Origin of the sequence: Blastomonas natatoria (assembly GCF_003201955.1) — a bacterium.
Lineage (GTDB): Bacteria > Pseudomonadota > Alphaproteobacteria > Sphingomonadales > Sphingomonadaceae > Blastomonas > Blastomonas natatoria.
This window is the reverse complement of record NZ_QJJM01000004.1, coordinates 275,959-297,633: the sequence shown is the minus strand read 5'-3', so window position 1 is coordinate 297,633 and position 21,675 is coordinate 275,959. Positions and strand designations below refer to the sequence as shown.

Annotated in this window: 15 protein-coding genes; 8 read left to right on the top strand and 7 right to left on the bottom strand. The window is 63.4% G+C overall.

Annotated elements, in window-relative coordinates:
- Window positions 1-31: 31 nt before the first annotated feature.
- From C7451_RS07065 to C7451_RS19730, 5 genes are all read right to left on the bottom strand, one after another.
- Window positions 32-2,221, bottom strand: coding sequence for a xanthine dehydrogenase family protein molybdopterin-binding subunit (locus C7451_RS07065; RefSeq protein ID WP_110298240.1), 2,190 nt, complete (start codon window positions 2,219-2,221; stop codon window positions 32-34).
- Window positions 2,218-3,204 carry an FAD binding domain-containing protein gene (locus C7451_RS07060; RefSeq protein ID WP_110298239.1) on the bottom strand — a complete coding sequence of 329 codons (987 nt, stop codon included), beginning with the start codon at window positions 3,202-3,204 and terminating at the stop codon, window positions 2,218-2,220. Before C7451_RS07060 ends, C7451_RS07065 begins: the two co-directional genes overlap by 4 nt.
- Complete coding sequence (locus C7451_RS07055) at window positions 3,201-3,710, bottom strand: 2Fe-2S iron-sulfur cluster-binding protein (RefSeq protein ID WP_110298238.1); 510 nt, start codon at window positions 3,708-3,710, stop codon at window positions 3,201-3,203. Before C7451_RS07055 ends, C7451_RS07060 begins: the two co-directional genes overlap by 4 nt.
- 80 nt (window positions 3,711-3,790) lie before the next feature.
- Window positions 3,791-5,500: a DUF885 family protein gene (locus tag C7451_RS07050; protein ID WP_110298237.1), complete on the bottom strand. Its 1,710-nt coding sequence runs from the start codon at window positions 5,498-5,500 to the stop codon at window positions 3,791-3,793.
- Between the two features lie 63 nt (window positions 5,501-5,563).
- A complete protein-coding gene (locus C7451_RS19730; protein ID WP_146215301.1) occupies window positions 5,564-5,914 on the bottom strand; it encodes a hypothetical protein in 351 nt (116 codons plus the stop codon).
- Window positions 5,915-5,972: 58 nt separating this feature from the next.
- On the opposite strand from C7451_RS19730, the gene C7451_RS07045 reads away from it, so the two are divergent.
- The 7 genes from C7451_RS07045 to C7451_RS07015 all read left to right on the top strand — a co-directional run bounded on the left by C7451_RS07045 (window position 5,973) and on the right by C7451_RS07015 (window position 17,453).
- The gene (locus tag C7451_RS07045; RefSeq protein WP_167398461.1) at window positions 5,973-8,822 is read left to right on the top strand and encodes a TonB-dependent receptor plug domain-containing protein; all 2,850 of its coding nucleotides are present in this window, start codon (window positions 5,973-5,975) and stop codon (window positions 8,820-8,822) included.
- Window positions 8,823-8,910: 88 nt separating this feature from the next.
- Window positions 8,911-11,145, top strand: a complete 2,235-nt coding sequence (locus C7451_RS07040; protein ID WP_167398460.1) for a S9 family peptidase — start codon at window positions 8,911-8,913, stop codon at window positions 11,143-11,145.
- A gap of 1 nt (window position 11,146) precedes the next feature.
- Complete coding sequence (locus tag C7451_RS07035) at window positions 11,147-12,820, top strand: DUF885 family protein (RefSeq protein WP_110298234.1); 1,674 nt, start codon at window positions 11,147-11,149, stop codon at window positions 12,818-12,820.
- 9 nt (window positions 12,821-12,829) lie between these two features.
- Window positions 12,830-13,309: a DUF3830 family protein gene (locus tag C7451_RS07030; RefSeq protein WP_110298233.1), complete on the top strand. Its 480-nt coding sequence runs from the start codon at window positions 12,830-12,832 to the stop codon at window positions 13,307-13,309.
- Between the two features lie 12 nt (window positions 13,310-13,321).
- Window positions 13,322-14,221: a bile acid:sodium symporter family protein gene (locus tag C7451_RS07025; RefSeq protein WP_110298232.1), complete on the top strand. Its 900-nt coding sequence runs from the start codon at window positions 13,322-13,324 to the stop codon at window positions 14,219-14,221.
- A gap of 137 nt (window positions 14,222-14,358) precedes the next feature.
- Complete coding sequence (locus C7451_RS07020; protein ID WP_110298231.1) at window positions 14,359-15,669, top strand: NAD(P)/FAD-dependent oxidoreductase; 1,311 nt, start codon at window positions 14,359-14,361, stop codon at window positions 15,667-15,669.
- A gap of 5 nt (window positions 15,670-15,674) precedes the next feature.
- Entirely contained in the window at window positions 15,675-17,453 is a 1,779-nt protein-coding gene (locus C7451_RS07015; protein WP_110298230.1) for a DUF885 domain-containing protein, read from the top strand.
- Window positions 17,454-17,459: 6 nt separating this feature from the next.
- On the opposite strand, the gene C7451_RS07010 is transcribed toward C7451_RS07015, so the two are convergent.
- Both C7451_RS07010 and C7451_RS07005 read right to left on the bottom strand, forming a co-directional pair.
- Window positions 17,460-19,274, bottom strand: a complete 1,815-nt coding sequence (locus C7451_RS07010; protein ID WP_167398459.1) for a tetratricopeptide repeat protein — start codon at window positions 19,272-19,274, stop codon at window positions 17,460-17,462.
- A 134-nt stretch (window positions 19,275-19,408) separates the two neighbouring features.
- A complete protein-coding gene (locus C7451_RS07005; RefSeq protein ID WP_167398458.1) occupies window positions 19,409-19,882 on the bottom strand; it encodes a MarR family winged helix-turn-helix transcriptional regulator in 474 nt (157 codons plus the stop codon).
- A gap of 397 nt (window positions 19,883-20,279) precedes the next feature.
- Here C7451_RS07005 and C7451_RS07000 point away from each other — a divergent pair, with 397 nt between their 5' ends.
- The gene (locus C7451_RS07000; RefSeq protein ID WP_208625153.1) at window positions 20,280-21,605 is read left to right on the top strand and encodes a M24 family metallopeptidase; all 1,326 of its coding nucleotides are present in this window, start codon (window positions 20,280-20,282) and stop codon (window positions 21,603-21,605) included.
- Window positions 21,606-21,675: the final 70 nt, after the last annotated feature.

Sequence of the window (21,675 nt, the reverse complement as noted above, 5' to 3'; positions counted from 1 at the left end):
GTGCGCGTGACGCCGTCGACTTTTGCCGCGATCAGTCCGGCATTGCTGCCAGTACGCGGGCGGGTGTCATAGGATAGTCGAAAATTCGCGCGCCACAGGCATTGTAGATCGCATTGGCAATCGAAGCTGCGCCACCGCACATGCCCAGTTCTCCGATGCCCTTGGCCTGGATGAAGCTGGCTGCGGGATCGCGCTCTTCTATCAGGATGACGTCGAGGTCGGGGACGTCGCGGTGCACGGGCACATGATATTCGGCGAGGTCGCGGTTGACGAGATGGCCGTCGCGCGGATCGAACTCAAGCGCTTCGGTCAGGGCCATGCCGATGCTCCAGGTAATTCCGCCGAGGCATTGCGATCGTGCGGTCTTGGCGTTGAGAACCCGCCCGAATCCGAAAGCGCCCAGCATGCGGTCGACCCGGGTCTCGCCCGTATAGTGATTGACCCGAACCTGAGCGAAAAATGCTCCAAAGCCCGATGCCGCAAAATCATCCTTGATCCTGCCCGGCTCGTAATGCCCGGTCTGCGCAATGTCGCTGCCGTCCAGCAGCTCAACGAGTGTCTGTCCATCGCCAGCCTTGCCGTCGGAGAGCCGCAACTGGCTCTCGTCTGTTCCCAGCTGCGCCGCAAGCTTCTCGCGGATCGCCATGCAGGCGACATAGACCGCCGATCCGATCGAAGCGGCGCCCCAGCTGCCGCCCGATCCGGGGCCGCGCGGATGGCGGGTGTCGCCCAGATCGACCAGGATGCGTTCCGGGCGGAGGCCCAGCATCTCGCCGACAATCTGCGCGACGACGGTATAGGTGCCGGTGCCGATATCGGTCATGTCGGTTTCGACGACTGCGGTGCCATCTGCTTTCAAGGTCACGCGCGCCTTGGCCTCGGCGACATTGTGGACGCGCGCAGCGCTCGCCATGCCGGTGCCAATCCACCACTCGCCCTCGCGCCGCTGGCGGGCAAGGCGCGACCCATGATCCCAGCCAAAGGCTTCGGCGCCCTGGCGCAGACATTCGGCCAGCTTGTGCGATGAAAAGGGCAGGCCGCGTTCGGGATCCTTATCGGGAATATTGCGCAGCCGCAGCTCGACCGGGTCGATCCCGGCTTTCTCGGCCAGTATGTCCATCGCCGCCTCGAGGGCTGGCATGCCCACTGCTTCGCCCGGCGCGCGGACCGAACCTGCGGTCATCCGGTGGATCCGCGCCAGCTTGAGCACCAGCTCGCGATTTTCGCCGGGATAGAGAAAGTGCGAAGATTGCAGCACCGGTTCGGCGAACTCCTCGCCGGGGAGATTGGACACCAGGGCCTCGTGCCCGAAGCCGGTGAGAGCGCCGTCCGAATTGGCCGCGAGGCGCAGGCGCTGGGTCGTCTCCGACCGACGCATGATCCCCTGGAACACCTGCTGACGCGACATGACCACGCGTACCGGCCGCTGCAGCTGCATGGCAGCGAGCGATGCTGCGACGACCTCTTCACTGATCCCGAGCTTTGAACCGAAACCGCCGCCGACGAACCTGGATATCAGGCGAATGTTCTCCGCGCCAATCCCGATCGCATCGGCGAGTTCGCAGATATTGTAATTCAGCATCTGCAGCGATGCGTGCACTGTCAGCGTCCGCCCGTCCCATTGCGCCATTGCGGCATGGGGCTCCATCGCTGCGGACGCATGGCCCTGGGTGGTATAGGTTGCATCGACTGCAAAAGCCGCATCGGCCATGGCCTTGTCGAGATTGCCTTCGCGGACGGTTTCGTCCTCCTGCTCTTCTGCTGCGACCTCTGCGGGTGTCACCGCAACGTCGCCATCGTCGCGATATTCAACCGCAATGCGCCTCGCAGCATCGCGTGCCTGCTCGAATGTCTCGGCAACCACGAGCGCAATCGGCTGGCCCCAGTAGCAGACGGTGCGCGGCTGCTGCTTTGGCGCCTCGTTGGCGGTGCCCTGGGCAGGGCGGGCGATCAACCGATCATCCTCGATCACCGCCACGACACCCGGCATGCGCATTGCCCCATCGATGTCGACGCGGACCACGGTGCCGCGGGTGATCGTTGCGGTGACCAGAACGCCCTCGGCGCAGTTTTCGCAGACATATTCCGCCGCATAGGGCGCAGTGCCGGTAACCTTTGCCAGGCCTTCGATGCGGGGCAAGGGCTTGCCGATGACCCCCTGTGCCATCGTATCGAGGCGGTTGTCGGTGGCGGGTTGGTCCTGTTTGAAATGCACGGTCATGCTGCCTGCTCCATCACCTGGGCCAGCACGGCGTGCAGAGCGCGGCGGGCAAGCGGAATCTTGAAATCATTGTCGCCCTGGCCTTCGGCGCTCTCGAGCAGCAGGTCGGCGGCCCGATCGAACAATTCGGCAGAAGGCGCGCTGCCGACCAGCAGCTCGCTGATCCGGGGATCGTGCCAGGGCTTGTGCGCCAGTCCGCCAAAGGCAAGCTCGGCGCGGGTGATAGCGCCGTTTTCGACCGCGATCACCGCCGCGATCGAAACCAGCGCAAAGGCATAGGAGGAGCGCTCGCGGACCTTGCGATAGATCTGCATGCCCTCCAGCGGGGCGGGCAGCTCGACTGCCAGAATGACCTCGCCGGGATCGAGCACATTGTCGCGCCAGGGCGTATCGCCCGGCAGGCGATGAAAATCGCGGACCGGCACCGATCGCTGCTGCCCATCGGCGGCACCGATGATCACGCGTGCGTCGAGCGCAGCCATCGCGACAGCCATGTCGCCGGGATAGGTGGCGATGCAATGGTCGCTGGCACCCAGGACCGCATGCAGCTTGTTGACCCCGCCAATGGCGCCGCAACCACTGCCGGGCTCGCGCTTGTTGCAGGGTTGGTCGATGTCGGTGAAGTAGAAGCAACGGGTGCGCTGGCACAGATTGCCGCCAGTGGTCGCCCTGTTGCGCAGCTGCTGGGTGGCTCCGGCCAGAATGGCGCGCGCAAGGACCGGATAATCGCGCCTGACCCGCGGGTGGATCGCTACGGCAGTATTGGTCGCCAGCGCCCCGATGCTGAGGCCGCCATCATCCGTATCGATGATTTCAGCGAATCCGATCCGCCCGATATCCGCGAGCAATTCGGGCGTCTCGACCTGCAATTTCATCAGATCGAGCAGATTGGTGCCCCCTGCGATCAGCATGGCTTCAGGCGCCTGGGTCAGCCGGGCAGCATCCTCGGGAGAATGGGCGCGGCGATAATCAAACGCCCTCATGCGTCCGACTCGGTGGCGACGTCGGCAATGGCTGCTACGATGTTGGCATAGGCGCCGCAGCGGCAAAGATTGCCGCTCATGCGCTCGCGGATTTCTTCGCCAGTCGGCTCGAAACGGCCCTCCAGCGAAGCGCTGGCATCGCTCGGCCAGCCATTTGCAATCTCGTCCAGCATGGCGGTGGCAGAGCAGATCTGGCCCGGTGTGCAATAGCCGCACTGGAAGCCGTCATGCGCCAGAAAGGCACGTTGCAGCGGCGAGGGTGCTTCGGGCGTGCCCAAGCCCTCGATGGTCGTGATCTGGTCGCCATCGTGCATCACGGCCAGCGAAAGGCAGCTGTTGATGCGCAGCCCGTTCACGATGACGGTACAGGCACCGCACTGACCGTGATCGCAGCCCTTTTTCGTTCCGGTAAGGCCCAGATCGTGACGAAGATAGTCGAGCAGAGACACGCGCGGGTCATCGGGCAGCCGATGAGGTCTGCCATTCACGATCAATTCACTGGCCATCCGCGCCTCCTTTCGACCAGAAAGGCGTCAGCCAGCTTATGGTTCCATCCCCGGCGCGAATCAGGCCGATAAAGGTGCGTTCAGCGAACCGGCGTGGCGCCGGTTCCCACCGCCCTGGCCAGCGGCACATGCGCCCATAGCTTGCGCACTTCGTCATCCAGCCCGGTCAGGTCATAGCGCAGCAGCGCGACGGGCAGGCGGCCCGTATTCATCAGGTAATCGTGGAAGTCCTTGATGGAAAATGCCTCGCCGAGCTGGCGGCGGCGATCGACCAGCATCTTCTGGATCTGGATCGCGCCGATCGTATAGGTCATGCCATAGCCCGGCGGGCGGCGGATATAGATCCCGGCATCGACCCGCGCGACATCATCGTCGAGATAGGGGGTCCATTCCTTCCAGAAGGTCATGGCCTGGCCTACGGTCATCTCGTTGCGCTGCATCTTCACATCGCCGATGGTGCGCGCGGCACGGAACAGCCCGAAGATATAGATCAGTTCGCGGGTCCGCGGTCGATCATCGAACAGGCCCAGCTGCAGCGCCTGTTCCTCCAGATAGAAACCCCAGCCCTCGGTGCGTCCGCTGTCGTTGATATGGCGGCGGATCGGGTGGGTGACCCGCGCCCCGGTCATACCGTCGAAGCGATGGCCGGGAAAGGTCGCGTGGAGATGATCGGGCGAGGCGTCGCGGAACTGCACCTGCTCCCAGAACATCGGCCCCTTGGGCCGCACCACCCACGGGGCGTTGAAGCCAACCTCCTGATAGGTCGAGGGAATATAATCCGGGATCGTGATGATCTGCTCGTCCTTCAGCCACTTGCGGATCTTCGCATCGGTTCCGGCCAGTTGCGCTTCATATTCCTCGGCGCTGGCAGGCAGCTTGAGTTCGGGCAGCTTGCGGTTGCGGTGCCGCTCGGTCGCGTAATTGGACCAGTGCCGCTCCAGTTCGCGTTCGGCCAGGGTGACGATCTCGTCCGAATCATAGGGCATCAGCCGGACATGATGCAGAAACCAGTCATAGGCCGGCTTGCCGACACCGGCGGCCGCAGTCATTTTCGGCCGTTCGGCGACCAGCCAGTCGCGAAAACCTGCAATCGCTTCCTGCGCAGCATCGATATCGGGCAACAGGTCGGGCTGCTGCGTGGTGGCGCGCGCGCGCAGGTCGGCGAACCATCCGATCAGGCCTGCTGGCTCGACCGCGCGATAGGGCATCCCGTGGCCCACACCATCGCCGTTGGAGAGGCTGTGGATCGCCAGATCGGCATAGTCTGCAGCGACCGAATCGAGGTTGATTTGCGCCTGAGCCAGATAGGCAGGGATCGTCCGCAACCGCGCCTTGAAAGCCTCGCGCTGGTCGGGCTTCAGCGGCAGGTCGGTATAAGCCAGCCGCTGCAGATCATCGATATACATGCCGGGGTCGCGCGCCCAGGGCTTGGTGATGTTCAGTGTGAAATCCGCCAGGTCCATCTGGGCGCGGACCGCCAGATAATCGACCTGCTGATGCCTGTCCCAGCGCGCGACCGCAAAGCCGGGCAATTGCGCCTGAAAGGCCGCAAGCTCGGCCCGGCGCCTGTCGACCGTGGCAGGGCTGTAATCGACAATGCCGCCCACCGCCTTGGGCGTCTTCCAGTCGTTGAACGTGGTGAAGAGGGTCACGAAATCCGCGTAGGACCCGGTGCCGTCGGGCGGCCCGGCAGGCTGCTGCGCGGTGGGAAGGGCAGGCGCCTGGGCGAGCGCCGGTCCGCATGGTGCTGCGATCAGCATGGCCAGGGTCAAAAGGGATGCCAAGCGCATGGGGTCCGTCTCCTTCCAGCATTACCATCAGAGCGCCATCCGGGCGTCCGTGCAAATGATCAATTATACCGAAAAATGCATGAATTTGCGCATGATGTGCCCAGCCTGAGCCTTCGTCAAGCGCCGATTTGATGCGCTCAGGGCAACGGCTCTCACCCTCTGATGCAACGCCAGGCGCGGCGGGCCAATCTTCCGCGAAGCCCGCTGACTTTTGTCCACTTGTCGATGAAAATCGTACGTCTGCCAATATCTTGCTGCTTGTGCTCTCGCCGTCGCCGATGTCGGATCGGCGTGGGTGGGCAGTCCGAAAATTGTTCGATCAGCGCCTGAAACATATTTTTCTTTCAGGGCGATTGACGGCGTTGCGACAATATGCTCAAAATCACGCAACTGTTCACGGGAATGATCGATCATCAGATCGGCGTCGTGACGTTCGCAGGCGAGCGTTCAAATCAGGGAGTGTGAAATGGGTATGAAGCGGGTTGGAATTCACAGGGCAGCGCTGAAGTGCGGGTCTGCACTGTTTCTCACGATGGCGGTGACCAGTGCAGCCTTTGCGCAGGATCAGGTCCAGGATCAGGATCAGGCAGAGGGCGAAGCGACCGAATCGATCGTCGTCACCGGTTCGCGCATTCCGCGCCCGGATGTCGAATCGAACAGCCCGGTCAACGTGATCGGCGAGGAGGAAATCAAGCTCTCCGTCACCGTCGAAAGCGAGCAGCTGCTCAACGCGCTGCCTCAGGCCGTGGCGGGGCAGGGCGCACAGTCCAACTCGGGTAACCTGTCTGCTACTGTGAACCTTCGCGGTCTGGGCGCGGTGCGCACGCTGGTGCTGCAGAACGGTCGCCGCATCGTCGGCGCGTCGCAGGATGGCGTGGTCGACCTTAACCTCATTCCTCCCTCGCTGGTGTCGCGGGTTGAAGTCGTCACCGGCGGCGCTTCTGCGGTCTATGGTTCGGACGCGATGGCCGGTGTCGTCAACTTCGTGATGAAGGACGATTTCGAAGGGTTCGAGGTTGGCGGCTTTTACGGCATCAGCGATGAAGGCGATGCTGCGCGCTACAATCTCGAATTCACCGCTGGCGGCAATTTCGACGATGGCCGCGGCAACATCGTCTTCCACGGCAGCTATTTCGATCGTGCACAACTGGTGGGTGCCAAGCGCGACCATGCCATCGTGTTCCTGGCCGATGCCATCGTGAATGGTCAGCCGACGCTGGTCCCGGCCGGCAACGGCGTAACTCCGCAGGGCACGATCTTCTCGCCCCAGCTCGTCGGTCTGCGCGACCGCGCCGGCACGGCGATCGGCACGGCAGGCATCTTCTTTGCGCCTGAAGGCTGGCGCGCCTATCGCGCATCGGACGGCTTCAACGACCGCGTCTTCACCAACCTGCAGATGCCCATGAAGCGCTGGCAGGCATCGGTGCTCGGTCACTACGATCTCACCGATTCCGTCACGGCCTTCTGGGAAGGTTCCTACGTCCAGAACAAGATCAACTCGGTGCTGGGTGCTGTGCCGATGAGCAGCTCGGGCTTCATTCCCGGCTTCCAGCTCGACCTGCGCAACCCCTATCTCGACCCCAGCCTGCGCGAGTTCCTGCGCGTCAATCTGGATGGCGACGGCAACAACCTGGTGCCGGTCAACATCAACCGCCGCCTGCTCGACGGCGGCAACCGCACCAGCGACCAGACGCGCGATTTCTATCGGATCGTGCTCGGTCTCAAGGGCGCGCTCACCGATCGGCTGAACTGGGAAGTCTTCTACAATCAGGGCGAGAACAAGATCGTCGACCGGCAGGGCGGCGGCGTTCTGATCGACAATTTCGCCAACAGCTTCCTCACCAACCCGGCCAATCCGTTCGATTGCGCCGTTGCCGATCCGCGCTGCGTCACCATCAATCCGTTCGGTTTCGGGTCGCTCACGCAGCAGATGATCGACTATATCTCGACCGACCTGACCAACATCACCAACCTCAAGCAGAAGCAGATCGGCGCGAGCGTCACCGGCACCCTGTTCTCACTGCCCGCAGGCGATGTCGGCATTTCGGTCGGTGCCGAATATCGCAAGGAAAGCTCGCAGTTCGATCCTGATCAGCTCTACGTTCAGGGCAAGGCGCTGTCGCGTTCGGCAGGCCTCAGCCCGACCGGCGGTTCGTTCGACGTGGCCGAGCTGTATGGCGAAGTCTATGTACCCATCCTGGCCGACACCCCGGGCTTCGAACTGCTGGCGTTCGAGGGCGGCGCGCGCTTCTCGGATTATTCGACCGCAGGCAAGGTCTATTCGTACAAGATGGGCGGTGAATGGTCGCCGTTCCGTGGCCTGAAGTTCCGCGGCCTTTATCAGCGCGCGGTGCGTGCACCGAACGTGGTCGAGCTGTTCTCCGGCGCCACCAATACGGCACCGCAGGCGCTCGACTTCTGCAATGCCGATGCCGGACGCACCCAGGCAGAGCGTGACTTCTGCGTCAATTCGCTCGGCGTCCCGGCGAGCGTGATCAATGTGTTCCAGCAGGAAAACCAGCAGATCCGCGCCGTTACCGGTGGCAACCCCAATCTGCAGGAAGAAACGTCGGACACCTGGTCGGTCGGTGCGGTCATTCGCCCCGATTTCATCCCGAACCTTCAGCTGACGATCGATTATTACAACATCAAGATCGACGATGCGATCGGCTCGTTCGGTGGCGGTCTGCAGTCGGTGATCAATGCGTGTAACGCCAACCTGTCGCTGACCAACATCTTCTGCCAGCCGCTGCGCAACCGCACGCCCGACGGCCAGCTGATCGATGTGCCGCTGCTCAACGCCAACATCGCCAAGCTGGAAACCTCGGGCGTCGATTTCCGGCTCGATTACCGGTACAATCTGCGCGAAGGCAGCAGCCTCAACTATTTCATCGCAGGCAGCTATCTGATCGAGGCGATCACGCAGGGCAGCCCGGTGGCGGCTCCGGTCGATTGCGCGGGCTATATCGGCGGCGGCAGCTGTACCACGGCCAACCCGACCTGGCGCATTACCCAGCGTCTGACCTGGGATGTGGACAATTTCCAGCTCTCGCTGCGTCACCGCTTCCTGCAGTCGACCAAGGATGGCCGTATCGCAGGGGCAATCGCATCGGGCACGCCACGCCCGCTGCTGGCACGGCCTGAAACCGGCGATGTCCATTATTTCGACCTCAGCGCCAACCTGAACGTGACGGAGAAGGTCCGGTTCTTTGCCTCGATCGACAATCTGCTCGATCGCGATCCGCCCTTCTATCTGTTCGAACGCGAAACCTTCGACGCGATCGGACGCCGGTTCACGGTTGGCTTCAGCGCCAACTTCTGAATGGTATTGATCGGGCCGCGGCGGCATCATGCCGCTGCGGCCTGAGACAGACCGACAATACTGGCAAATCCAGACTGGGGTTGGGTTGATGAGAATGATGGGTGCGTTGCGGATGGCCACGGCAGTGGCGGCCTTGCTGATGGCGTCTTCGGCCATGGCGCAGGACCGGCCCTGGCCGCACGCTCCGGTTCATGGCGGGTCCGATGTCGCCGGAACCTCGCTGTCGATCGATCAGCTCTACCAGCCCCAGAGCCTGGTCGGCACGTCGCCCGAAGGATATAGCTGGTCGCGCAATGGCGAGACGGTGCTGTTCCTGTGGAATGACGCGGGCTATTCTTTCCGCGATGTCTGGTCCTATTCGCCCCGGACCGGCAAGAAGACGCAGCTGACGTTTCTCGGCCGCGACAGCAAGCCCGAGGCAGAGGCAAGGGGCATATCGCAAGCGGTGATGCTGGATGATGGCCGGGTCGCGTTCACGCTGGGCGGCCAGTTGCATGTCCGCGCAGCCGACGGCACCGTCACCAGGATCGAAAGCGACAAGCAGGCCATCCGCAAGCTTATCCTGTCGCCCGACGGCAAGAGCCTGGCCTTTATCGCGGGCAATCCTTCCGATGCGCGCAACCGGGTCACGAGCGGCGGCGTCCTGTGGGTTCGGCCGAGCGCCGCGAGCCAGGACAAGGCCGCGCGGCGGGTTGCAGGCGCGGATGATCCGAAAATCTATATCGAGGATTACCAGTGGTCGGATGACAGCAGGGCGATCGCCTTTCAGCAGGCCGACGACCGCGCGATGCCCGAGCGCGACATCTTCTATCATGCCAAGGGCGAGCAGCAGAACAACCGTGTCATCCGCGCCTTTCCCGGCGACGAGACGACCAGGGCGAGCGTTGGCCATGTCGATCTGGCATCGGGCCAGGTCCGCATGTTCGAGCGGCCCGATGCGAAGCATCATATCTGGGGCTTCGGCCTCTCCGCAAATGGCAAGCGGCTGTTCGTCAGCGGATCGGACATGCAGGCCAAGGAACACACCATCTACGTCTATGACGTGACGACAGGGGCACGCGAGACGTTCTACCAGCTGCGCGAGGACAAGCATCTGCGCCCGGACTGGCAGGTGGCCTGGGCACCAAAGGACGATGGCCTGATCATCCTCACCGATCGCGACGGCTGGCTGCATCTCTATCATCAGCGCGCTGCCGGACAGGCACCGCGCCAGATCACCAAGGGCGAATGGGAGATCGCCAGTTTCGAGGTCGATGCAGCCCGCAGCCAGATTTATTTCACGGCCAACAAATCCTATCTGTCCGACCGGCAGATCTATCGTGTGCCCGTCTCAGGCGGCGCGGTGGAGCAAGTGAGCGGGGCGGCGGCAGGAACGCACGAGCCGGTCTATGCGCCCGGTTTCCGCCATATTGCCGACTGGTACAGCAACGATACCACACCCCCCGAACTGTTCGTGATCGATACCGCCAGGCCAGCCAAGCCGGCCCAGGTCACAAAATCACCGCGTCCTGAATTCTACACCCAGACCTGGGCGAATATCGGCTATGCCGAATTCCCCAGCCATGTCGATGGGGTGAACCTGCTCGCGCGGATCAGCCTCCCGGCCAATTACGACCCCGCCAAGAAATATCCGGTGATCGTCGGCTCGGTCTATTCGGACGCGGTACGCAACCAATGGGGCGGGCGGCGCGCGCATCCGACCTGGGGGCTGGACCAGTATTTCGTCTCTCAGGGCTATATCGTGCTCAACGTGAATGTACGCGGGTCGTGGGGGCAGGGGCGCGACCATAACCAGACCCAGCTGCACAGCTATGGCGAGACCGACATCAACGATCTCGAAAGCGGCGTCCGCTTCCTGATCGACAAGGGCTATGCCGACCCAAAGCGCATCGGCATCTGGGGGTCGAGCTATGGCGGGCTGATGACGATCATGTCGCTGTCCAAGAAGCCCGGCGTCTATGCGGCGGGCATTGCCGGCGCCCCTGCGACCAATGTCTGGCATGCCTATCCTGCGCAGATGTGGATCATGGGGCCGCCCGATGGCCCGGACATGCCCGCCCGCTACGAAGCGCAATCGGCGCTGTATCAGGCCAAGGGCATCAAGGATCCGCTGATGATCATTCACGGCACGCGCGACCCGGTGGTGCTCTATTCGGACACGATCGCGCTGGCCGAGCAGATGATCGACCGCGAACAGATGTTCGAGCTGGTGACGCTGCCCGGCGGCAATCACGCCTGGGCCAGCGACAACCTGCGCCAGACCCGATTTGCCTTCAAGAAGATGGCCGAGTTCTTTGACCGCAACGTCAAGGACAGGAAGTAGGATGCTGAAGCGCTTCATTCTCAGTGTGGCAGGGGCGGCGATGCTGGCAGCTGCGCCGGCAGCGATGGCACAGGCCGAGGTGCAGAAGCTGGGCGCAGACTTCTGGGCCTGGCGCGCCACCACCCAGCCATCGACCAGTGATGACATCCCGCGGATCGTGCGTCCCGCAGGCTGGACGCCGGACTGGTCGCCCAAGGCGGTGGAAGAGCAGCGCCGGTCGCTCGCGCGCTTCGAAGCCCGGTGGAATGCTCTGGCCGACAAGCCGCAAACGGTCAGCGAAAAGATCGATTACCGGCTGATCGGTTCTGCGCTGTCGCGCGTCCATTGGGAGCTGGATCATGTCGCCGCCTGGCGCCGCCAGCCGCATTTCTATGTCGCACAGGCGCTGAATCCGGTGTTCGAGGTGCTGCTGCCACCGCCACCGGTAGAGGCCGGACGGGTCGATCAGGTCATCCGGCTGCTCGACAATGCGCCTGCGGTTCTGGCCGCAGGCCAGGCCAATCTCGATGACATGCGCAGGCCTTTTGTCGACGCGGCGCTCGCGCAGATCGCCATCGTGCCTGACAGCCTGCGCGGCATGGCGAGCGGCCTTGCTTCTTCCGCCAGTGCTGCCCAGCGCAAGCGGCTGGACGCCGCTGTTGCCCGGTCGATCACGGCGTTCGCCGCATTCGAAACCTTTCTGAAGAATCGTCGCGAGGCATTGCCCAGCCAGACGGCGGTGGGGGGAGAGAGCTATCGCTTTTTCCTGAGCAAGGTAGCTCTCTACCCCTATTCGCCCGAACAGCTGGCGCTGATGGGGCGGCAGGAATGGACGCGCTCGGTGCTGTTCGAGGAGCTCGAGCGCAACCGCAATGCGGGTGTGGCAGAGCTTCCGATCGGGGCCTCCATCGATGCCGTGGTCACCAAGCTTGCTGCGGACGAGCGCGATATCCGCACTTTCCTGAAGGACCAGAATCTGCTGACGGTTCCCGACTGGGCCGGGCATTACAATGCGCTGCCCTTTCCGGCCTATCTGGCGCCGATCGGATGGCTGGGGCGCACGTTCGACCTCACAGATCGCACCCGAGTGGGGCAGAATGCGACGGTCTATCTGCCCGATCCATCGCCTAACCTCGGCTATTTCAACCTGTCGATCGCGCGCGATCCCCGGCCGATCATCGTGCATGAAGGGGTGCCGGGTCACTTCTTCCAGCTGACCCTGGGATGGAAGCACCCCAACCCCTTGCGCAGGCATTATTACGACAGCGGGGCGAACGAGGGCACGGGCTTCTATGCCGAAGAGATGATGCTGCAGGCGGGTCTCTGGGACAATGCCCCCAAGTCGCGCGAGATCATCTACAATTTTGCCCGGCTGCGCGCATTGCGCGTCGAAGTCGATGTGAAGCTGGCGACCGGCGAGTTCACCATCGATCAGGCGGCGGATTATCTCCGCGCGATGGTGCCGATGGACCGTGCCACCGCAGAGGAAGAGGCAACGTTCTTCGCAGCCTCGCCTGGACAGGCGATCAGCTATCAGATCGGCAAGATCCAGACGATGGAGTTTCTGGCCGAGGCGCGCGTGCGCGAAGGCAAGGCCTTCGACCTCAAGCGCTTTCACGATTTTCTCTGGCTGAACGGCAATGTGCCGATCGCGCTGCAGAAGGAAGAATATCTGGCCATGGCCGCAGGACAATAGGGGAGCGATATGCGCATCATCAAACTGGTCGAGCCGCAATCGGGCCTGTCCGCGCGCTGCCGTCTGCTCGACGACGCGGCGCCAATTTCGGCGGCGTTCCTGTGGGAGCTGGCCGAGCGCAAGGCCGGGTTCGAGGCGATGCACGCAATCTGGACCGGCCCCGAAATCTCGGTGCCGATGCCGGCGAGCACATTGCCGCAGGGCATGGCTCAGCCCGTCATTCCGGCGGAGAACGCCACCTCCTATCCGGAAGCCGGCGACATCGTTCTCGCCTATCTTGCTGCGGGCAGCACCAAGGGCCTGCCGCCCGGCGATTTTTACGATATTGGCCTGTTCTACGGGAATGGCGGCAGGTTGCTGATGCCATTCGGCTGGATCCAGGCCAATGTCTGCGCGCGCATTCTCGACGAGGATCTTGCCAAAGCGCAGGCCGATTGTCGCACCATCAGGCGCAGCGGCGTGTGCACGCTCTCGCTCGAGATCGCCTGAGGGCCCGATTGCATGACCTATGCCGACCTCATGTCCCTGCTGGGCAACTGGCTGCTCCCCGGATCGCTGATCGCGATCATGGCGTCGATGGGCCTGTCGCTCACCGCCGATGATTTCCGCCAGGTGTTCCGCAACCGCCGCGCACTGATCTTCGGGGTGTGCTCGATGCTGATCGTCCCGCCTGCGATCGGTCTCACGCTCGCGCTGACCGTCGCGCCGACGGCCGCGCTGGCCGTCGGCTTCGTGCTGCTGGCGACCACGCCGGGGGGCATGCTGTCGAACCTGTTCACCGACATGGCCAAGGGCGATCTGGCATTGTCGATGTCGATGACGCTGATCCTCAGCATGATCTACATTTTCGTCGTGCCCTTTTATGCCCATTTCGCGCTGTTGCACTTCATGGGGCTGGAAGCCGATGTGAACGTGCCGCTCGCCTCGTTTTTCTGGGACATTTTCTCGATCACCGTGCTGCCTGCGGCCACCGGCTTTGCTGTCCGCGCGTGGCGGCCCGACTTCGCCCTGTGGTTCAAGCGTTACCTCAAGAACATTGCGACCATCGTCCTGTTCAGTTCGTTCGCCGTGATCCTCTATGATCAGGTGCCTGTGCTGCGCGAAAACCTGGGCGCGCTGTTCTGGATCACCGTTGCGCTCAACGTGCTGATGGTGGCGGTCGTCACCTCGATCGTTCGCTTTGCCGGCTTCTCGCACCGCGAGAATGTCGCGATCGGGATCGAGCATCTGATGCGCCAGGAAGGCACAGCGATCTTCATTGCCGTCTCGATCGTCGGCAACAACGAGATGTCGCTTCCGATGATCATGAACACGCCCGTCGCCCTGTGCGTCGTGCTGGCCTTTGTCGCCATAGCGCGGCGCGTTGGCCCTGGGCCCGAGCGACAACCTGCTGCCATCTGACCCGTTGACCGTTTCACCGCCCGTTCCTGGGCGAACAGGATAGTTGCCACCATGACCTTGACCCTATCGGCAGGATTGAAGCGGGACGTTCGCTTCCGCGCGCCTGCCGTGATCCCCTGCATGCCGCCAGTTACGGTATGGCCGTGATGCAGTATCAGCCGATCTCTTCCAGCAAGCGCCGCAAGGGGCTTACCAATCCGGTCTGGACCGCCAATGCAGCGCCCGCGCCGCAGGCAGAGGGCCTGGTCGGCGTGCACGATGTCGACGTGCTGATCATCGGGGGCGGCATCGCCGGCGCGACCACGGCGCTGCACCTGGCCGAGCGCAATATCGATGTGGCCCTGATCGAGGCAGGCCAGTTCGGGGATGGAGCGACCGGCCAGAGCGGCGGGATCATCGCGCCGGACTATATTCGCCACACGCCTGAAACGATCCGCGATGTTCTGGGGGCGGATGCAGGCGAGAGGCTGACCGACATGATCGGCCGATCCGGGGCGCATGTGTTCGATCTGGTACGTCGCCACGAAATCGAATGCGATATGCGTCAGGACGGTTTCTATACCCCGGCGCATACCGAGGCGCTGGCCGAGCAGCAGCGCGCCATGGCACAGCAATGGCAGGCGCGCGGCCACAAGGTGAGCTTCGTCGAAGGGGCGCAGACCCGGGCGCTGTTCGGCACCGATCGCTATTGCGGTGCGCTGCGTTTCGAAGATGGGGGCGGCCTCAATCCGCTTGCGTTTGTCCGCGGCGTGGCGCGGGTGGCCCAGCGTCATGGCGCCCGGCTGTTCGCTGGCAGTCCGGTGCGCCAGTTGGAGCGCAAGGATGGCCGCTGGTTCTGCTACACGCCCAGCGGCACGATGCGCGCGCAGCGGCTGGTGCTCGCCGCCAATGGCGGCAATGCCGCGCTGCATCCCGCGATGCGGCGGACGTCGCTGCCGCTCAACGTGTTCCAGTTTGCCTCGATGCCGCTCGATCCCTCGCAGCGCCAGGTGATCCTGCCTCGCGGCGGCGCGTTTACCGACAAGATGCCCTATCTGTTTACCGCGCGGCTCGACGGGCTGGGACACCTCGTTTCCGCCTTTCCGATGTCGTTCGCGGTAAATGGCGAAAAGGCCTATTATCGTGAGGCCAAGCGACGGCTCAAACAGTATTTCCCGACCATGCCCGAACCGCAGATCGATTATCTGTGGCACGGCCTGGCCTGGGTGAACACCTCGTTCCTGCCCGAAATCTATGATCTGGGTGATGAGGCCATCGCGATCCAGGCCTGTAACGGGCGGGGTCTTGCCACCAACACGGTGATTGGTTCGCAAGTCGCAGAGATGCTGGCGACGGGTGATGCGGGCGCCCTGTCGGTGACGCCGCGGCCCCCGGTTCCGGTCCGGTTTCACGCGGGCGCAGCCTTGCTGCCGCGCCTGCTGATGTCGCTCGCGTATCTGACGAATTGAGCTTCATGCGCCTTCCAGCACCCCTTGGTGGAAGGACATGGTCGGCCAGGGCGCGGGCGGGTCGCATTGCCTGCGCCCTGGTTCTGGCGGGATCGGTATGGCTGACGCCGCCCGCAGCCAGTGCAGAGTCATTTCCTGATATCGTTGCACGATACGAGCGCTTCTCCGTCGACCATCCGATGGAAGCAGGGCGGTCGGACCCCGCCCGATCGCGCGATGGCTGGCCGGACGAGACGCTGGGCGGCATGGCCCAGCGACGCGAGGAGTTGCAAATCCTGGCCGAGCAGCTCGACCGGCTGGATGATGCAGGGCTTACCCATGCGCAGCGCATCGACAGGCAGTATCTGCGTGCGCTGATCGGTTGGCGCATCGAGGGAATCGATTTCGACGAACGCCGCTTTGCCTTTGTCGCGCATGAAGGTTTCTACAACACGCCCTATGCAGTGGCACGCGGGCTCGACATCCGCTCCGAAGCCGAGGCCATGGCCTGGGTTGAGCGGATGCGCGGCATCCCGCGCTATTTTGCTGAGCAGCGCACCAATCTGGAGCGCGGGGTAGCCAGCGCGTGGACAAATCCCGGGCTGGTCATCGATGTGGCAGTCGCAATCCTGCGCAAGCAGGTCGCGGTGCCGGTTGCGGATGATCCGATGCTGGCGCCGCTCAGGCCCTATCCTGTGGCACTGGCAGAGGCGCAGGCCCTGATCGCGCGCGACATCCGACCGGTCCAGGCCAGCATGCTGGACTATATCGACGGTCCCTATCGCGGCGCAGCGCGCAAGGAACTGGGCATTGCGGCGATTCCGGGCGGCCGGGCCTATTATGATTTCCTGCTGCGCTATTACACGACGACGGACCTGTCGGCCGAGCAGATCCATGCGCTTGGGTTGTCTGAGGTCAGGCGCATCCGGGCAGAGATGGACAAGGTCATTACCCTGACCGGCTTTGAGGGCAGCTTTGCCGACTGGCTGCATTTCCTGCGAACCGATCCGCGCTTCTATGCTACCAGCCGCGAGGGGTTGATCGAGAAATATGCGGCGGCATCGAAGCGGATCGATGGCGTGCTTCCCCGCTATTTCTCGGTACTGCCGCGTCAGCCCTTCACCATCGTTCCGGTGCCGCCCGAGCTGGAAGAGGGATATACCACCGCACGGGGCGGGGGCGGCGGTGATTTTTCGAAGGGCTTTGCCGGCACGTTTGTCGTCAACACGTCGCATCTCGACCAGCGGCCATTGTATGAGGTGCCTGCACTCAGCCTGCACGAGGCGGCGCCCGGCCACCATACGCACGGCGCGCTGACCAGCGAGAACCCCGATCTTCCCTCGTTCCGCCGCGCCCGGGACCTGCTGGCCTTTCGCGAGGGATGGGCGCTCTATGCCGAGCGGCTGGGACATGAGATGGGCGTGTACCGGGATGGTTACGAGGCTTTCGGCAGCCTCTCGACCGAGATGTGGCGTGCATGCCGCATGGTGGTCGATACCGGCATTCATGTGATGGGTTGGGATTATGCCACGGCGCGCCTGTGCTTCGAGGAGAATACGGCGCTGGCCGATATCAATATCGACACCGAGCTCGCCCGGTATGTCGGTGCCCCGGCCGGAGCCGTCGCCTACAAGGTCGGCGAATTGCGCATCATCGCGATGCGCGAGCGGGCCGAGAAGGCGCTGGGGGACCGCTTCGACATCCGGGCATTTCATGATCTGATCCTGGCGCAGGGCCAGTTGCCGATGACGCTGCTGGAAAAGACGGTCGATGACTGGATCGCCGCGCAGGCACGGACGCGCTAGTTCACTTCAACCGGTCGGCACGATGTCGAAGGCGATGGTGGTGCGATGCTGCGTGTCGCTGAACGGCACGGTACCGTGGTAGAAATAGGACGGAAACAGCACCAGCAGACCTGCTTCCGGCCGGACCATCTGCGCTATCTGTTCGCGTGCGCCAAGGTTGAGCCCCGTCTCGCCGAACTTCAGCCAGCCGCTGCGGCCATCGCTCACCGCCTCGGGCACTGCGACATAATAGACAGCGCTGATCCAGCCTTGGGGATGGATATGGTTGCTGTGGTGCCCGCCGCTCGACAAGCGGACCGACCAGGAGCCCGAAAATGCAAAGCCGCTGGATCTGCGCGCCAGGAACGGGTGGCTCGGATCATCGGGCAGTGCAGCGATATAGCGTTCTATCCCCTTGCGGATGATGTCGCGGATCGCGACGATCTCGGGCAGATCACGCGCGAACAGGTCGTCCGTCGTCTGGGTTCCGCCGCGCAGAGTCTGTTCGAGCGGCGCCGAATGCGACGTGTGCAAACGTCCGAGCGCGGCGTCCAGCTGAGCGTTGAACCCTTGCCGAATGCTTGTGTCGGGCATCAGTTGCGCGATTCCGACCAGCGCGGGGTCGAGCAGCCACTGTGCCTGAGGGTCACCCTCGAGCCGCCAGCATAGCCCCTGCAGCGCCAGGGCCTGCTGGTCTGCCGCATCGATCTTCAGCGCCTGGGCGATGCGCGGCGCGGCTGCCTCCAACTTCCCGGCGATGATCAGGCAGCGCGCCGATTCGCGCAGTGTCGGCGCATGATCAGGGTCGATGGCCAGCGCGGCATCAAAGGCAGAGAAAGCTCGCTCAGGGTCTTGCGCCGACCAGCAGGCCTGACCCAGCCTGTAGCGGATGGTCGCGCCGCCTATGCTGCGCGACGCCGGTCCGCTCAGCAGCGCCGCGGCGTCGTGCGCCTGCCCTGAAAGGGTCAGCCGTTCGGCCAGCGCGGCCAGCAGGCCGGGATGGTCGGGAAAGTGGGCGAGCGCCTCGCGATAGCTGCGCAGATGCCCGGCATTGTCGCCCTGCTGCCATAACAGCCGGCTCAGGGAATCATGCATGTCGACCTCGGTGGGGGCGAGGGCGATCGCCCGGCGATAGGCGCTCGCGGCCTCGTTCATCCGGGTGAGATCCTGCAGGCAATGGCCCCGGTTGTAATGGATGCGAGGATCGTCGGGCGACCGGGATGCGCAGCGGTCGAACAGCGGCATGGCTTCGTCTGCACGGCCCGAAAGCCGCAGTGCGACGGCAAGATTGTGCAGCCAGGGCCCGTGATCCGGCTTCAGCCGCAGCGCCGATCGATAGGCCCGGATCGCCTGGGCCTGGTCGCCCGAGGCCGCGAAGGACTGACCGAGCACCGCCCAGGCCCGCGCCAGCATCGGTTGCGCACGCAGCAGCGGAACAAGCAGCGCTGCTGCTTCAGACGGTGCGCCGCTCGAGATCAGGGCCAGCGCCAGATTGATCCGTGCATCTTCATATCCGGGCTGCAGCGCGAGGGCCTGGCGATAGGCTTCGGCCGCGCCGGCGTGATCGGCCAGGGCGGCCAGCGCGTTTCCGAGATTGTTGAGCACATGCGGTTGATGCGGCTGTGCCTCGAGCGACTGGCGGAACAGCTGCACAGCGGCTGCCTGATCGCCGCGCTGCCGCGCGATCATGCCGAGCAGTTGCAACGCATCGGGATGCCGGGGAGTGCTTGCCAGCACGCGCTGCAGGACGGCCTCAGCGTCGTCCAGCCTGCCGGAGCGGGCGAGTTGCATGGCCTGGCCGAGCTGATCGGCAAGTCCGGGCGTGGATCGAAACTGTTGCACCGCGGCTCCCCTGGCTGGCATGGCCTCCGTATCTGCCAAGGACAGCAGCTTTGCCCGATCAGGTCAACGCAGTCAGGCTGATAATCATGTGTAAATGCACGCGATTACCGACCTGACATGACCGGCAGTGGATGTCATTCGATCGGCAGTTTGCCCAGATTGTCGCTGATCTTCTTCAGCGTGCGCAGCAGATGCGCGATGTCGCGATTGCTGATCCCTTCCATCGCGCGCGAGAACTGGCGGCCGACAATCGGGGTCAGCTTGCGCAGGGTCTGCTGCCCCGCAGGGGTCAGCGTCACCTCGGTCACGCGGTTGTCTTCTGGATTGGGCTCGGTCGTGACCAGTCCCTGCTCGAGCATGCGGTCGATGATGCGGCTGATCGTCGAGCGTTTGGTCAGCGCCGCTTCTGCGATTGCGCCGATGCTGGCCGGCTGCCGCTCGCGCAGCACGGTCATCACGCGATAAATGGGTTTCGACACTCCGTGCTTGTGCAGCACCTTGTCCATGTCTTCATGATATTTGAAGTCGGCATGCGCCATCAGATAGAAGGGCGAATTTTCCAGGCGGAATGTCGGATTGCTCGGGTCATATTCACCGCGATTTTCCACGTGTTCCCCTTCCTGTTTCGTCGATGCTGTGGCCGACCTTGTGTTCATGTGTTTCTCAAAAGCCTCGATTGATCAAGCGGTTCCAGCGGCAGGGGACCGTCGTGCGCGGCGAATTAGCCGAATACATATGTATTTGCACTGAGTTATGACGTGCGTGTGCAAGAAAATGCGATAGCCTGCCAATAGTTTTGTGCCTGCAAGTTCGCCAGGATGCTGCTGCGCATGACCAGGGCGGATCATTGGCGCCACGGAACGGCCGTTCCCGTTGCCGGCCGGTTCCGATCCTGCCTTGCCGTCGCGCAATGAATTTGACAAAAATCGCGTGAAGTTGAATATATTGTGAAGTGGCGAGCAGGATCGAAGATCGTTCCGATCGAATGGTGCAGGGAGGCAGCGCGTGGCAGCAAGGAATCTGGGGCTGAGAATGGGTGTTGCGGCGGCGGCGCTGCTGGCGCTCGCAATGCCTGCAGCAGCGCAGGAAGCGCGGCAGCGCTGGGAGCAGTTGTGCCAGATCCGGCAGGACAAGCTCGATCTGATCCTGCCCGAGGCGATGCGCGAGAATCAGATCGACATGTGGATTGTCGCCTCGCGCGAGGGCCATGATGATCCCAATGCCATGCTGCTCGGCGGCGGCTATGTCGGCGATGTCGGCTTTTATGTATTTGCTGATTCCGGCGCTGGCCGGGTCGAACGGGCCGCATTCGGCATCGGGGGCGCGGCTTTCGATCAGTGTCCGCTCTATGATGTGCGCAAGTCTCCCGCTGACCTTGTCGCCTATGTCAAGCAGCGCAACCCCCGACGTATCGGCATCAACATCGCATCGGAAATCGGCACCGCCGACGGGCTCAGCCATTCGCTTCACCAGAAGCTTGTCGAGGCTCTGGGGCCGGACCTTTCGCAGCGTCTGGTTTCGGCGGAAAAGCTCGTCTCCGATTTCCGCTCGCGCCATGCCGCCAGCGAGATTGCTGCCTTTGCACGCGCCGGCGAATATTCGCGCACCATCGCCGAGCGGGCACTGTCGAACGAGGTGATCACGCCGGGCAAGACCACGACCGGCGAGGTTGCCTGGTGGATGATGGAGGAACTGCACAAGCAGGGGCTGGGCAACAGCTTCGGCATACCCAGCATCTATATCCTTGGCCCGGGTCCGCGCGGACCGGTTTCGGGCGATCATGTCATCCAGCCTGGCGATCTGATCACCATGGACTGGGGAGTCAATTTTCTCACCGTCTATACCGACATGAAGCGCATGGCCTATGTGCTCAAGCCGGGAGAGAATGCGCCGCCGCCCGGCGTGCAGCGCGCCTTTGACAAGGCCGGCGAGATCCGCCGGATGATCCTCGACGTGATCCGCCCCGGCGTGACGGCGGGCGCCGCTCTGGCCGCAGTCAATCAGCGGGTCGCGCAGACGCCGGGTCTTGCGCTGGGAAAATATGACGACCCGGTGGCAGATCCCAGAGTGTCCGATGTCGTGATCGGCAGCCATTCGGTCGGCGATCTGGGCCATGGATCAGGGCCGTCGATGGCCGAGTTCAATCCGCTGCGCATGACCTATACGCTGAAGCCCGGAAATTTCCTGTCGATCGAACTCTTCCTCTATACGCCTGTGCCCGAATGGGGTGCGCGCAAGATCAAGATTCCGCTGGAAGACAATGGCGTGGTCACCGAGCGCGGATTTGAATGGACCGCGCCGCCCAACAATCGCATCCTGCTGATCAAATAGGCTCCGGGCCAGTTTCGGTCCGGCGCGATCGGTGGGCCCGGAGTGCAAGATCTGCCGTTTGAACCTGCCT